The sequence below is a fragment of the Limnobacter sp. genome (assembly GCF_036405155.1).
Classification (GTDB): Bacteria; Pseudomonadota; Gammaproteobacteria; order Burkholderiales; family Burkholderiaceae_B; genus Limnobacter.
Genome location: NZ_DASWYD010000010.1, coordinates 123745 through 137722 on the forward strand (window position 1 = coordinate 123745; position 13978 = coordinate 137722).

Sequence of the window (13978 nt, forward strand, 5' to 3'; positions counted from 1 at the left end):
GCGTGACGCCTTACACAAACCGCGGCTTGAAGCGATACACGGCCAAGGTGCTGCGCAGGGCCCCCAGAAAATCAACCGCCTGCCCATCCAGAAACAGGCGCTTGCCCAACACGGTAAACCCGATTTGACTGACCAGGGCTTCGAAGTCTTTGACGGTGCACAGGTGGATGTTGGGCGTGTCGTACCACTGATAAGGCATTTGCTTGGACACCGGCATGCGGCCCAGTGCAATGGACCACACATGGAACCAGTGGCCAAAATTGGGGAAGGACACGATGCCCTCGCGGCCCACCCGACCGATTTCCTTCAGGATGATTTCGGTGTTGCGCATGGCCTGCAAGGTTTGCGAGAGGATGACCACGTCGAAGGTTTGGTCGTCAAACATGGCCAGACCCGCCTCCAGGTCCTGCTGAATCACGTTGACACCATTCTGGATGGACTGCTGCACCTTGAGGTCGTCAATTTCCACGCCATAACCGGTGACACCGCGGGTCTGTTTTAAACGGGCCAGAAAGGACCCATCGCCACAACCCAGGTCGAGCACGCGCGCGCCCTGCGGAACCCAGGATTCGATCAGGTCGAGGTCGGCCCGGGGCACCACAATCGGCAAGCTTGGTGTGCCTTTCATGACAGCTCCTTGGCAATCCGCTCAAAATACCGGCGCACCACGGTGTGATAACGCTCGTCCGTCAGCAGGAATGCGTCATGTCCATGGGGTGCATCAATTTCGGCATAACTAACATCCCGATGGTTGGCCATCAAAGCTTCCACAATTTCGCGAGTACGCTCCGGGGCAAAACGCCAGTCGGTGGTAAAGCTGACCAGCAGAAAGCGGGCTTTGGCTGCCTGCAAGGCTTTGGCCAGGTCACCACCGGTGTGGCGCGCAGGGTCAAAATAATCCAGGGCCTTGGTGATCAGCAGGTAGGTGTTGGCATCGAAGTAATCCGCAAACTTGTCGCCCTGGTAACGCAGGTAACTTTCCACCTGAAAGTCCACATCCAGGCCGTAGTTGTAGTCGCCATTTCGCAGGTTGCGGCCAAACTTCTCGGACATGTCATCGCCTGACAGGTAAGTGATGTGACCAATCATGCGGGCCAAACGCAGGCCTCGCTTGGGCACCACGCCATGCTCGTAATAATTGCCGCCGTGGAAGTCTGGGTCGGAGACGATGGCCTGGCGCGCCACCTCGTTAAAGGCGATGTTTTGCGCGCTCAGCTTGGGTGTGGACGCAATCACCATGCAATGGGCCACCCGGTCCGGGTAACTCAGGCTCCATTGCAGGGCCTGCATGCCGCCCAAGCTTCCGCCCATGACGGCCGCAAACCGCTGAATACCCATGCGATCGGCCAGGCGGGCTTGGGCATTGACCCAGTCCTGAACCGTGACAAAGGGGAAATCGGCGCCATAGGGCTTGCCAGTGGATGGATTGATGGAACTCGGGCCAGTAGAACCAAAGCAGGAACCGAGGTTGTTCACGCCAATGACAAAAAACCGGTTGGTGTCCAGCGGTTTGCCGGGGCCTATCATGTTGTCCCACCAGCCCGTGCTTTTGTCTTCGCCCTCGTACAAGCCCGCCACATGGTGGGATGCATTGAGCGCATGGCAAATGAGTACAGCATTGGATTTGTCTGCATTCAAGGTGCCATAGGTTTCCACCATCAAGCTGTATTGCTGGATGGATTTGCCGCATTCGAGCAACAAGGGCTCGTCGAAATGAAATTCGGTGGGGGTGACATACCCCACGGATTGTGGATCAGGCACGGTGAATCGGACTAAAAACAGGTGGGCAACCGCGGTTGCAAGCCTTTGAGTATAAATCGCTTATTGAGAATTTTCGCCGGTGAGGGCATCACTCTTCATGCAGCAGGCGCATCAAGGCGTCAATTTTATCAATCTCGAAACCCCGGGCAATTCGTTTGACCAGTTTCTGGGTTTCTTCAAAATCGGTTTTCAGGAGCAGTTCTTTCACATCGAGCAGTTGGGATGGGTGCATGGAGTACTGCGTGAGCCCCATGCCCAACAACAGGCGGGTCAGGCGAATGTCGCCCGCCATTTCGCCACAAACACTGACTTCGGCACCAGCCTTTTCAGCGCTCTGAATGACCTCATAGACCAGGCGTAACACGGCCGGGTGCAGGGGGTCGTACAGGTGGGCCACCTGGTTGTCCACCCGGTCCACCGCCAAGGTGTACTGGATGAGGTCGTTGGTGCCAATCGACACGTAATCCAGGTATTTCAGGAATTGGGGCACGCACAGCGCGGCCGCAGGGACTTCGATCATGCCGCCGATGGGCACCGTCTGAACTGCCTGAATACGCCGCTCGGCCAATTGTTCTCGGGCCAGGTCGATGTAGGCCAAGGCTTGCTTGGTTTCGCGGATGTTGGTCAGCATGGGCAGCAAAATCTTGACAGGCCCGTACTTGGCAGCCCGCAGCACAGCGCGAATTTGGGTCAAGAAGACAGCCGGCTCGGCCAGACTGAACCGGATGGACCGCAGGCCCAGCGCTGTTGAGCTGGAGGTGGGCGGTGCACTGCTGCCGCCTTCCAGCTGCAGGGTTTTGTCTGCGCCCAAATCGAGTGTGCGCACCGTCACGGGTCGGCCCTTCATGGCCTTGATGACCTTGCGATAGGCCTCAAACTGTTCGTCCTCAGAAGGCCAGTCTTTGCGGTTCATGAACAGGAACTCGGAACGGAACAAACCGACGCCATCGGCATTGGACTCCACCACGCGCTCAACGTCGTTGGGCAGCTCGATGTTGGCCATGAGGTGAACCCGGCGGCCACACTGGGTTTTGGCCTCGGTGGTGATGAGGCGTTTGAGGCGCTGACGGGACAGGGCCAGGATGGCCTGCTTGCGTTGGTATTCGTCGATGACAGCCTGCGCAGGGTCGAGAAACACAGCACCGACCTTGCCGTCCACCACCACCAGGTCACCGTTGTGCACAAATTCCAGTGCACGGGGCACGCCCACCACCGCTGGAATACCCAGGCTACGCGCCACAATGGCGGTGTGAGAGGTTGCACCACCCAATTCAGTCACGAACGCACCCACGCGGCGGCCCTTCAGCTGCACCATGTCGGCTGGGGAAATGTCATGCGCCACAATCAGCCAAGGGTCTTCGTTTTCGCCCTCGGGCGGCAGGGGCAATGAGGTGGCATGGCCGCGCAAGGCTTTCAATACCCGTTCCACCACTTGGCGCACATCCGCATTGCGTTCGCGGAAATAGTCGTCTTCAATGGCGGCGAACTGCGCCAGCAATACATCCATTTGCTCCACCAAGGCCCATTCGGCATTGATGAGCTTGCTGGCAATCAGGTCCTTGGGGACCTCGGACAAAATCGGGTCTTGCAGAATGAGACTGTGCAGATTGAGCAGGGCATCGAACTCGGCCGGTGAATCGGTGCCGATTTGGGCACGGATGTCGGTGAGTTCCTCCATCACACGCTTGACCGCGAGTTCAAACCGCTTTTTCTCGAACCGCACGGACTTTTTGTCAATGCGATTGCGCGGAATGTCCCGCATGGCCGTGTCCCACACCAGGGCTCGGCTCACCGCGATTCCGCGTGACACTGCGATGCCATGCAAGGCCAGGGTCATGTCTGCTCCATCTTCTGAGTGGCAACCTGTGTGGGCTACCCTTTTAATTGTTGTTTATTCGCCTTCGCCAAACTTGTCGTTGATCAGGGCCACCAAGGCTGCCACGGCATCGGCTTCATCGCTGCCCTCGGCCTCCAGCAACACGTCGTGGCCCTTTCCGGCCGCCAGCATCATGACGCCCATGATGCTTTTTGCGTTGACACGGCGGCCTGCTTTTGAAATCCAGACATCGGATTGAAAGCGGCTGGCGGTCTGCGTCAACTTGACCGAGGCCCGGGCATGCAGGCCCAGCTTATTGCTGATGGTGATCTCTTGCTGAATCATGGTGAGGTGCTGGGTTGTTGGTTTGTCGTTGCGGTGTGGTGGGGCCAGTGCTCACAATGCCATTGCGCCCCCCCATCACCAGTTTCTCAGCCACGTCGTGAATCGGCAAGTTGCGGTAGCTTAGGGCGCGAATCAGCATGGGCACACTGCAGCCTGCCACCAACACGGATGGAAAGCCCAGACCCTCGCTGGCCTTGACTGCGGCGTTGGACGGCGTGGCGCCAAACAGGTCGGTGAGGAATACAACGCCATCGCCTTCCTGAACATCCTTGGCGGCCTGCTGAATACGCAATACGGTGTAATCGAGGTCGTCATCCGCCTTGACATCCACCACCGCGATACCCGTGGGCACTTGCCCCAGGATGTGGTTCATCACATCGACCGTCGCCTGCCCCAAGGGGGCATGGCCAACCAACACCAGGCCTAGCATGTTGCCGCCCCGAGCTTGCGCTCCACTGCCTGCACGAACATGCCGGCGACATTAAACCCGGTTTGGTCCATGATTTCGCGGAAACAGGTCGGACTGGTGACATTGACTTCGGTCAGGTTTTGACCAATGACGTCCAAACCAACCAACAACAGGCCACGGGCTTTGAGAATGGGCCCCAGGGTTTCGGCAATGTGGCGGTCCGTGTCTGACAGTGGCTGGGCTCGGCCTGTGCCACCAGCCGCCAGGTTGCCACGGTGCTCGCCTTCTTTGGGCAGGCGGGCAAGGCAATAGGGCACCGGCTCACCATCAATCAGCAACACCCGCTTGTCGCCATCCACAATCTCAGGAATGTAGCGTTGGATCATCGCGGTTTTGCGGCCGTGCTCTGTCAGCGTCTCCAGAATCACGCCCGTGTTGGGGTCGCCTTTGGTCATGCGAAAAATGGACGCCCCCCCCATGCCGTCCAGCGGCTTGGCAATCGCATCCGGGTGCTCTTCCAAAAACCCTCGCAACTGGTCTGCATTGCGGGACACCAGGGTGGGCACCACAAACTGGGCAAATTGGGCAATGGTGAATTTCTCGTTGTGGTCCCGAATGGCGGAGGGCTTGTTAAACACCCGCGCACCTTCCCGCTCGGCTTGTTCCAGCAACCAGGTGGAGGTTACAAACTCGGCATCAAACGGTGGGTCTTTGCGCATCACCACTGCGGACAATTCTTTGAGCGCCACCGTGCTGGTGCTTTGCACGGTGTACCAGGGCTTCTGGCTTCGATCAATCGCAATCCAGCTGACTGTGGCCCGCACACATTCGCCGTGCTTCCACCACAAACCGCCATCCTCGATCACACCGATGCGCCAGCCTCGGGCTTGCGCAGCCTCCATCATGGCGATGGATGAATCTTTTTTGGGATTCAGCGACGCCAGCGGATCAATCACACAGACGAATGTTTTCAGGCTCATGCGATGAGCTCCGTCGGTACTGTCGCTTCAATTTCCTGTGAGGCAGCCAGCGCCGCCAGGCGACCAATCACGCCGTAGGCATAGAACCGGTTCACAGCCGCGTCGGGGCGATCGGCGCAATCGGGAGTGTTGCAGGGCGACTCAAACGCCAAGGGTACAAAATGCATACCGGGTGCATTGAGGTTTTCATCGCGACCACGACCAGTGTGCACCCGGTAAAAACCACCCACCACATACTTGTCGATCATGTACACCACGGGCTCGGCCACCGCTTCGTCGATGCTTTCGAAGGTGTGCACACCCTCTTGAATCAGTACGTCAGATACTTCCAGACCCTCTTTCACCACCGACATTTTGTTGCGCTGTTTGCGGTTGAGGCCAACCACTTCCGATGCGTCCTTCACGGTCATGATTCCCATACCATAGGTGCCCGCATCGGCCTTCACCACCACATAAGGCTGCTCGGTGATGCCGTACTCAGCGTACTTGGCGCGGGTCTTGGAAAGAATATCGTTGACTGCCTCGGCCAGCGACTCCTCCCCCACTCGCTCGTGAAAATTCAACTGGCCGCGCTGCGTGAAATACGGGTTGATCAACCAGGGGTCGATTTCGAGCATGTCGGCAAAGGAATCCACCACGTTGTTGTAGCACTGAAAGTGCGTGCTTTTGCGGCGTGTGGCCCAGCCAGCATGCACAGGCGGCACCACAATCTGGCCATTCAGGCCCTGCAACACAGGCGGCACGCCCGCGGAGAGGTCATTGTTGAGCAGCACTGCACAAGGCTCCAAACCATCGACACCCACGCGGTTGCCTTTGCGTTGCAAGGGTTCAATCAACAGGCTTTGCCCATCGGGCAACTCGAAGCGGGTGGGCTCGGTGATTTCTTCGGAGACGGAACCCAGACGAATGTCCAACCCGGTTTGTTTCAGAATGGCTGCCAAGCGGGCCACATTGGTGAGGTAAAACGTATTGCGTGTGTGGCGCTCGGGCACCAGCACCATGCTTTTGGCCTCGGGGCAAATGCGCTCGATGGCACTGAGCGCTGCTTGAATGGCCAGCGGCATCATTTCGGGGGCCAGGTTGTTGAAACCACCCGGAAACAGATTGGTGTCCACGGGGGCGAGTTTGAAGCCCGAGTTGCGCACATCCACAGAGCTGTAGAAAGGGGGCGTGTTGTCGTTCCAGGCCATGCGGAACCACCGCTCAATTTCGGTGGTTTTGTCGAGAAAGCGTTTTTCGAGGTCCTGCAAAGGACCGCTGAGCGCGGTGACCAGGTGGGGAACCATTGTCTTTCCAAAGTAATGCACTGTTGGCAAGTGTAATGCGCTTTCGGGTGGCGTGGCGTTGTGCACCGCAACTCGGGATCAGGATTAGCCCTAGCTTGGTATGGCCGCCCGTGCTTTTTGGTTGCCCCCAGCAACGCCGGTAGCCTGTGCCTATTGATAGCCCCCAGCAACACCGGTAGCCCGGTCCGAACGCCCCCCGAATGTAAAGGTTGCCCCGCGCATGTCGAACCGTCCCGAGAACTCGCCACTGCGTGGCTCAGACATCTCGGTCCGTGTGTTCGAATGCACTGCGGGTCAAGCCGATCGGGGAGGCTGACTGTTCGGCGCCGGGCACACCGGCATTGCTGAGGGCATGACACTGGTGCAACTTGGAGCGGCCTGCGCGGTTCACCTCCCCTGCAGCGACAGTCAGGGCCATTGGCCCGAGCGTGACAAACAGGCGCGATGAACTTGCCTTGCGCAAGTTCAGAGGTCGATCCCGACTCGCTTTTTGGAGGGGCGACCTCAGCGATCGTGAGGCTCAGCGAGGGAAATACCAATGGACCGTCGCTAAGGGGCGTGACCGCGCTGTGCCGCGAAACTGAGCCATTCCTTAGGCCATTCCGAACGGCGTCCTAATTAATGCTGCGCCAGCGCCCAATCAATGTGTTCTTTGAGAAAATCATCCGCCCCGTCTCGCATGCGCCGCAACAATTCGGGAATACCGGCCACCCCCTGTGCATTGCCTGCAGCCACCGCGAGGTTACGTCGAAAACGGCGATAGCCGATTCGCCGTATCGCAGTGCCTTCGGTGTGTTGAAGAAATTCCTGTTCCGTCCAACCCATCAATTCAGCCCAATCGGCTTTCGCAAACATCGGGCGCGCTTCAAAGTCGGCAAACACAGTTGGCTTCGAAAACTTGTTCCACGGGCACACCAATTGGCAATCGTCGCAGCCGTAGATTCGGGTGCCCATGGCCGGGCGCAGCGCAAGGGGTATTGCACTGTCGTGTTCAATGGTCAGGTAGGAAATACAGCGCCGCGCGTCCACGGAATAGGGCGCCACAATGGCTTGCGTGGGGCATGCGGTCATGCACCGTGTGCAGGTGCCGCAATGCTCGTCCGTGTATTCACCGGTCAGTGGCAAGGGCAGGTTGGTGAATACTTCACCCAGAAAAAACAGCGACCCTTCTTTGGGGTGAATCAACAGCGTGTGTTTGCCGCGCCACCCCAGTCCGGCTTTTCGCGCAATTTCCACTTCGGGGGTTGGGGCGCTGTCCACTGCAACCCGGTAGCCCAAATGGCCCACTTGGGCATGCACGTCGGTCATGAACCGCTGAAGCGCCTTGCGAATCACCTTGTGGTAGTCCCGGCCCCGTGCATACAGGCTGATGTATGGGTGGCTTGGGTCGTGAACCGCCTGCAGCGTTTGATCGGTGAAATCGCTGTCACCGTGCGCAGTCAGCGTATTGTTGGGCACGTAGGGAATGCGGAGTGATACGATGCGGATCGTCCCTTCCAGAAGAAGGTTCGGGTTCAAGCGCGCAGTGCCGTGGCGGGCCATGTAGGCCATTTCGCCGTGCATGCCGTTGTTTAGCCAGGCGGTCAGGTGTGGTTCACAGGCTTGCAGGTTGGTGTCGCTAACCCCAAGCGCAGTCAGCCCCTGGCGTTGCGCCGCCGCTTGAATCAGCGCCCAGTGTTGTTGTTCCAGATCAGACATGCATGAAAACCATACGCATTGAATGCCCCGATGAGGCTGCAACCCGTAGTGTAGGCGAAAAGCTCGCGCAGCACGTCTGCGCCCCGCTGTGCATCACCCTGAGCGGTCCGCTGGGCGCTGGCAAATCCGCCTTGGTCAGGGCGTATCTTCGCGCCTTGGGTGTAGCCGGGCCCATCAAAAGCCCCAGCTACGCGTTGGTAGAACCTTACAATCTCTCGAATTACCCTGTGTATCATTTTGATTTTTATCGTTTCTTCGATCAGAATGAGTGGGTAGAATCGGGTTTCCGGGATTATTTCGACGAACAAGCGGTTTGCCTGGTTGAATGGCCTGACAAAGCGGCTGGGTTGCTGCCGTTGGCCGATCTGGCTTTCGAGCTGGTGTACGGCCCTTCAGCCACTGAGGCCGACGTGCCCACCACAGCCCGGGTGATCACGGTGACCGCGCACACTGAACGGGGAGAGCAGGTGTTGGGCCATTTGGCCTGAACACGGGGAAAAACGATGAGCATCACACGCCGAGATTTGCTGAAAACAGCCACTGCCGGATTTCTGTTAAAGCTGCTGCCCACAGACGCTTGGGCAGTGGGGCAGGTGCGGTTTGTGGATGTTCGCCTGTGGCCTGCCGACGACTACACCCGCGTCACACTCGAACACGAGGGACCGCTCAAATACAAATTCTTTTTGGTCGACAACCCACACCGCATGGTGGTGGATATTCTGGACATGCGTCTGGACAAAACACTCAAAGAGCTGACATCCAGACTCAAGGCCGACGACCCCTACGTGCAGCAAATCCGTGTTGGTCAATTCGATGCCAGCACGGTGCGTATCGTATTCGACTTGAAAGCACCGGTCCGGCCCGAGATATTCAACATCGACCCAGTGGCTACCTACCAAAACCGGTTTGTGGTGGATTTCTACCCCCAAAAGCCCGCCGACCCGTTGATGGCTTTGGTCAACAAGCCCGAGGAGGCGGCCGCAGCCGAACCTTCCACCAAAGAAGATGAAATTGCCCGCGCCATTCGCATGGCGGAAGGCCAGGCCGGCAGCAAAGCCAGCAAACCGGCGGTGGTGGCTGAAAAGCCTGCTGACAAAGCTGTAGAGAAAACCCCGGAAAAGTTGGCCGATAAATCCAGTGACAAGGCTACCGAGAAGCCCGGCAAGGGCCTGGAGGTGAAGCGGGTGATCACCGTGGCCATTGACCCTGGTCATGGTGGTGAAGACCCGGGAGCTGTCGGCAATTCAGGCTCCTATGAAAAGCATGTGGTGTTGTCCATCGGCAAGTTGTTGAAAGAGGAAATCGACAGCATGCCCGGCATGCGGGCCATGTTGACCCGCAATGGTGACTTCTTCGTGCCGCTGGGCACACGGGTTCAGAAGGCCCGCAGCGTGAATGCCGACCTGTTTGTGTCAATTCATGCCGATGCCTTCGTGAAGCCCACCGCCAGCGGGTCTTCCGTGTTTGTGCTGTCCGAGCGTGGTGCGTCCAGCACAGCAGCCAAGTGGCTGGCCAACAAGGAAAACTCGTCTGACCTGATTGGTGGGGTCAACATCAAGGGCGCAGACAACCAATTGGCCAAGGTGTTGCTCGACCTGTCCACCACCGCGCAAATCAATGACAGCATCAAGCTGGCCAGTGCCGTGTTGGGCAAAATCGGCAAAATTCACCGGCTGCACAAAGCCGAAGTAGAGCAAGCGGGTTTTGCGGTGTTGAAGGCACCGGACATCCCGTCCATCCTGGTGGAAACTGCATTCATCAGCAATCCGGAAGAAGAGAAGAAGCTGAACGACCCGGACCACCAGAAAAAAATTGCGCAAGCGATTGCCGCAGGCATTGCCCAGTACTTCGCCAAGAACCCGCCAGTGGCCCGTCGCCTCACCTGAGTATCCTATAATGGGGCATGACTTCTGCCCGCCCCATTGCCCTTCTTCCCGATGTCTTGATCAGCCAAATCGCCGCTGGCGAAGTGGTGGACCGTCCCGCGTCGGTCGTGAAAGAACTGCTTGAAAACGCACTGGATGCTGGTGCCACTGAGATCACGGTTCGAATCGATGGCGGGGGCATTCAACGCATTTGTATTCAGGACAACGGCAGGGGTATTCCGCGTGATGAGTTGATGCTGGCGGTTACACGCCACGCCACCTCCAAAATCCAGTCGCTGGACGAGCTGGAGCAGGTCATGAGCCTGGGCTTCCGGGGCGAGGCCTTGGCGTCTATCGCTTCCGTCAGCCAGTTCACGTTGACCAGTTTTCCCAACGGTCAAGACTGCGCCTACAGCATCCACAATCTCTCGGGTGGCTGGCACATTGAGCCGTCAGCCAACGCACCAGGCACCACGGTGGATGTTCAGTCGCTGTATTTCAGCACGCCAGCACGGCGGAAGTTTTTAAAAACCGAACAGACCGAATTTTTTAATTGTCTGGATGTCGTCAAGCGCATGGCCCTGGCCAATCCGGCCGTCAGTTGGCTGGTGTATCGGGACGGCAAATTGCACAGCCGTCACCAGGCCATGCCGTGGAGCACCCGCGTATTCAGCATCCTCGACGCATTGGCCGATGGTCAATCCAAGCCGATTGATGTGGAAGCAGGAGATATGCGCTTGCATGGTGCGGTGGGATTGCCCGACTCGGCCCGGGGCAAGGGCGACATGCAGTTCTTTTACGTCAATGGCCGTTTTGTGCGCGACAAGCTGATTAACCATGCCGTGCGCTCCGCCTATGAAGACGTGTTGCATGGGGACAAATACCCGGCGTTCGTGCTGTTTTTAAGCCTGCCTGCCGCTGAGGTGGATGTAAACGTACACCCCGCCAAAACCGAGGTGCGTTTTCGCAATGCCCGGGCTGTGCACCAATGGGTGCGGCAGGCCATTCAATCGGTGTTGGCGCCTTCCAGGGCAACGGTGCCACTGAGTGAACGGATTGCCGAGGCGGTCCATGAAACCCAGTCTGAACCGTCCCAATCTGTCGCCGCTACAGTGGCCTGGCGATCTACTGGCCATGCGGGCAGTCAACCGGTTGTGCGGGTTCAACCCAAATCAGGTGTGTTGCCATTTAACCGTGAAGGGTCTGCCAACCCGGGTATGGCGCAAGAGGCCTTGGCGGATTACTTGGCGGCGTATCGCCCATTGGACAAACCACTTCAGGTGCCGCCACGGCCTGAGGTTCGTCCGGTTGAAAACCCTGTGCCCAGTTCAGGCTCACGCGATGAGCCTGAGGAATATTTGGGGCAAGCCATTGCGCAGGTACATGGTGTGTATGTGCTGGCGCTGCGTCCAGACGGCATGGTGGTGGTTGACATGCACGCTGCCCATGAACGTGTGTTGTATGAACAATTCAAGCAGGCGTTGGACCAGCGTCAGTCCATCTCTTCCCAAGAGTTGTTGGTGCCGTTGCTGGTGCAGATCGACCCACGACTGGCCAGCGAAGTTGAACAAGGGCAGTCACTGTGGGACCAAATGGGCTTCCGGCTCAGTTTGCTGTCAGCCCAGGAAGTGGCTGTGCGGGCTATGCCCACCATGCTGGCGGGGCAGGATGTGTCGGCGCTTATTCAGCAATGGCTGGAGGATTTGCACCAGTATGGCGTGGCCCATGTCTTGGAGCGGCAACGCAATGAATGGCTGGCCGGCTTGGCCTGCCACACGGCGGTGCGGGCCAATCGAAAATTGACCATTCCTGAAATGAACGCCTTGCTGCGGGCCATGGAACGCACCGAGCGTTCGGACCAGTGCAACCACGGCAGGCCCACCTGGCGGCTGTTTTCATTGGGCGAGATGGACAAGTGGTTTTTGCGTGGCCAATGAAGGGGTGATGCACATGGGCATGCCCTTTGATATTCCCGCCTTGGCGATTGTGGGGCCCACGGCCAGCGGAAAATCCGCCTTGGGTGTGTGGTTGGCCCAGCAGGGCTTTCCGATTGAAATCATCAGCCTCGATTCAGCGCTGGTGTTTCGCGACATGGACATTGGAACAGCCAAGCCAAGTCCACAGGAACTGGCCGTGGTCCCGCACCACTTGATCGACATCATCTCGCCGGAAGAAACGTTCAGTGCGGCCGATTTCCTCACCGCTTGTCATGGCTTGATCGCCGACATACGGCAGCGTGGGAAGGTGCCTGTGATTCTCGGTGGCACCCTGATGTATTACAAAGCACTGGTGGCAGGGCTGGATGATTTGCCCAAGGCCGATGCCGCCATTCGCACCAGGATTGAGGCCGATGCCAACCAGTTGGGCTGGCCCCATGTGCATGCGGAATTGGCCAAGGTAGACCCAATCACCGCGGCGCGGCTAAAGCCGAATGACTCGCAACGCCTGCAACGCGCCATGGAGGTGTATTTGCTCACCGGGCAGCCCTTGTCAGCCTTTCACAAGCGGGATCAGGCTCAGCGCTTGAGCCTGCCCACACTGGCGATTGAACCCGGCGATCGCGCTGTGTTGCACACCCGCATTGCGGAGCGTTTTGTGCAAATGTTGAACTCGGGCTTCATTGACGAGGTGGTGTCACTTCGGCAGCGTTATGTCTTGAACACCACCATGCCATCCATGCGGTGTGTGGGCTATCGGCAGGTGTGGGAATACCTGGATGGTGAGGTTGATCATTCCACCATGGTCGACAAAGGCGTGGCCGCCACCCGACAACTGGCCAAACGCCAAATCACCTGGCTGCGGTCCATGCCCAACAAAACCACCGTGGACCCTTTGCAGCCCAACTGGCTGGAATTGGCCAAGCCCTGGCTGCACAGCACGGTGGATGCTTTGCTTCAATGCAAGTAAGGTTGGGCCAATGAAAACACCCCGGGCAGGGTGAAAGCAGCGCCGACTGTGGACAGTGAAATGAGGCAAGCCACCAAGGGCGCATTCCCACCCATGCGTGCCGCCAATATGTATGCGCTGGATGCGCTGGGCAGTGCCGAAAACGCCAGCAAAATGCGGGTTTGTTCGATTGGCAATTGCATCCAGTGTGCATAGGCCAGTGCCAGTGCGGGTGACGCGATCAACTTCAGACCTAACCACCACAGGGAAACCGGCCAATGGCCGCGCAAACCCGAGAATACCAAGCCAGCACCCACCGCCAGCAACCCCAAGGCCACAGCGGCCTGCGCAAGGCGTTCCAGGGTGAGTTGAACAGGGTGGGGCACTTCCAGGTTCAGCAACTTTGCCAGCAAACCCAGCACGGTGCCAATAATCAGCGGATTTCGCACAATTTCGCGCAGCACGCCCCACACATTGCCCCGGCTCATGGAGCCCACCGCCAGCATATTGCACAGAGGCACACCCAGGGCCAGCAAAATGGCCAGGTTGGCCACCCCCTCAGGTCCACCCAAGCGGCTGGCCAGGGCCAGGCCAATGTAGGAATTGAACCGGTAGGCTGTTTGCAATCCGGAGGCAAAATCCACCCGGCCCATGGGGCTGATGTAGCGACCTGCCCACCCTGCGATAAAACTGGCTGCGATGACCACTGGGCCACCCAGTGCGAAGGGGCCCACGGTGCTCAAGTCGACCGGGCTGCTGGCCACCGAATGAAACAGCAGGCAGGGAAAGAGGACGAAATACACCAGTTTTTCGATGGTGACCCAGGCTGGGGACGGCATCCAGTGGCGTTTGAGGAGGTACCCCAGCGCGATCAATGCGAAGTCTGGGAACAGCAGCAGTGGGTTCACGGTGTTTGGGTGTCTGAGTTTGCC

At 58.3% G+C, this 13978-nt stretch carries 13 protein-coding genes; 4 read left to right on the forward strand and 9 right to left on the reverse strand.

What is annotated here, in order from left to right; translation table 11 throughout:
- Positions 1 to 10 precede the first annotated feature (10 nt).
- From metW to queG, 8 genes are all read right to left on the reverse strand, one after another.
- Positions 11 to 628 carry a methionine biosynthesis protein MetW gene (gene metW, locus VGE55_RS14700; RefSeq protein ID WP_331132422.1) on the reverse strand — a complete coding sequence of 206 codons (618 nt, stop codon included), beginning with the start codon at positions 626 to 628 and terminating at the stop codon, positions 11 to 13.
- A complete protein-coding gene (gene metX, locus VGE55_RS14705) occupies positions 625 to 1782 on the reverse strand; it encodes a homoserine O-succinyltransferase MetX (RefSeq protein WP_331132480.1) in 1158 nt (385 codons plus the stop codon). The genes metW and metX overlap by 4 nt, the downstream gene beginning before the upstream one ends.
- A 67-nt stretch (positions 1783 to 1849) precedes the next feature.
- Positions 1850 to 3598 carry a phosphoenolpyruvate--protein phosphotransferase gene (ptsP, locus tag VGE55_RS14710; protein WP_331132423.1) on the reverse strand — a complete coding sequence of 583 codons (1749 nt, stop codon included), beginning with the start codon at positions 3596 to 3598 and terminating at the stop codon, positions 1850 to 1852.
- 54 nt (positions 3599 to 3652) lie between these two features.
- Complete coding sequence (locus VGE55_RS14715) at positions 3653 to 3922, reverse strand: HPr family phosphocarrier protein (protein WP_331132424.1); 270 nt, start codon at positions 3920 to 3922, stop codon at positions 3653 to 3655.
- Complete coding sequence (locus tag VGE55_RS14720) at positions 3891 to 4352, reverse strand: PTS sugar transporter subunit IIA (RefSeq protein ID WP_331132425.1); 462 nt, start codon at positions 4350 to 4352, stop codon at positions 3891 to 3893. The genes VGE55_RS14715 and VGE55_RS14720 overlap by 32 nt, the downstream gene beginning before the upstream one ends.
- Positions 4346 to 5311, reverse strand: a complete 966-nt coding sequence (gshB, locus tag VGE55_RS14725; protein ID WP_331132426.1) for a glutathione synthase — start codon at positions 5309 to 5311, stop codon at positions 4346 to 4348. The genes VGE55_RS14720 and gshB overlap by 7 nt, the downstream gene beginning before the upstream one ends.
- Positions 5308 to 6597, reverse strand: a complete 1290-nt coding sequence (gene gshA / locus VGE55_RS14730; protein WP_331132427.1) for a glutamate--cysteine ligase — start codon at positions 6595 to 6597, stop codon at positions 5308 to 5310. Before gshA ends, gshB begins: the two co-directional genes overlap by 4 nt.
- A 618-nt stretch (positions 6598 to 7215) precedes the next feature.
- A complete protein-coding gene (queG, locus tag VGE55_RS14735; RefSeq protein WP_331132428.1) occupies positions 7216 to 8295 on the reverse strand; it encodes a tRNA epoxyqueuosine(34) reductase QueG in 1080 nt (359 codons plus the stop codon).
- A 2-nt stretch (positions 8296 to 8297) separates the two neighbouring features.
- Between queG and tsaE the strand changes: the two genes are divergently transcribed.
- From tsaE to miaA, 4 genes are read left to right on the forward strand one after another with little or no spacing between them, the layout of a single operon-like run.
- Positions 8298 to 8783 carry a tRNA (adenosine(37)-N6)-threonylcarbamoyltransferase complex ATPase subunit type 1 TsaE gene (tsaE, locus tag VGE55_RS14740; protein WP_331132429.1) on the forward strand — a complete coding sequence of 162 codons (486 nt, stop codon included), beginning with the start codon at positions 8298 to 8300 and terminating at the stop codon, positions 8781 to 8783.
- Positions 8784 to 8798: 15 nt separating this feature from the next.
- Positions 8799 to 10181 carry an N-acetylmuramoyl-L-alanine amidase gene (locus VGE55_RS14745; RefSeq protein WP_331132430.1) on the forward strand — a complete coding sequence of 461 codons (1383 nt, stop codon included), beginning with the start codon at positions 8799 to 8801 and terminating at the stop codon, positions 10179 to 10181.
- A 17-nt stretch (positions 10182 to 10198) separates the two neighbouring features.
- The gene (gene mutL, locus VGE55_RS14750) at positions 10199 to 12097 is read left to right on the forward strand and encodes a DNA mismatch repair endonuclease MutL (RefSeq protein ID WP_331132431.1); all 1899 of its coding nucleotides are present in this window, start codon (positions 10199 to 10201) and stop codon (positions 12095 to 12097) included.
- Between the two features lie 13 nt (positions 12098 to 12110).
- Positions 12111 to 13067, forward strand: a complete 957-nt coding sequence (miaA, locus tag VGE55_RS14755; protein ID WP_331132481.1) for a tRNA (adenosine(37)-N6)-dimethylallyltransferase MiaA — start codon at positions 12111 to 12113, stop codon at positions 13065 to 13067.
- Here miaA and VGE55_RS14760 read toward each other — a convergent pair.
- Complete coding sequence (locus tag VGE55_RS14760; protein WP_331132432.1) at positions 13055 to 13954, reverse strand: AEC family transporter; 900 nt, start codon at positions 13952 to 13954, stop codon at positions 13055 to 13057. The genes miaA and VGE55_RS14760 overlap by 13 nt on opposite strands.
- Between the last annotated feature and the right edge of the window lie 24 nt (positions 13955 to 13978).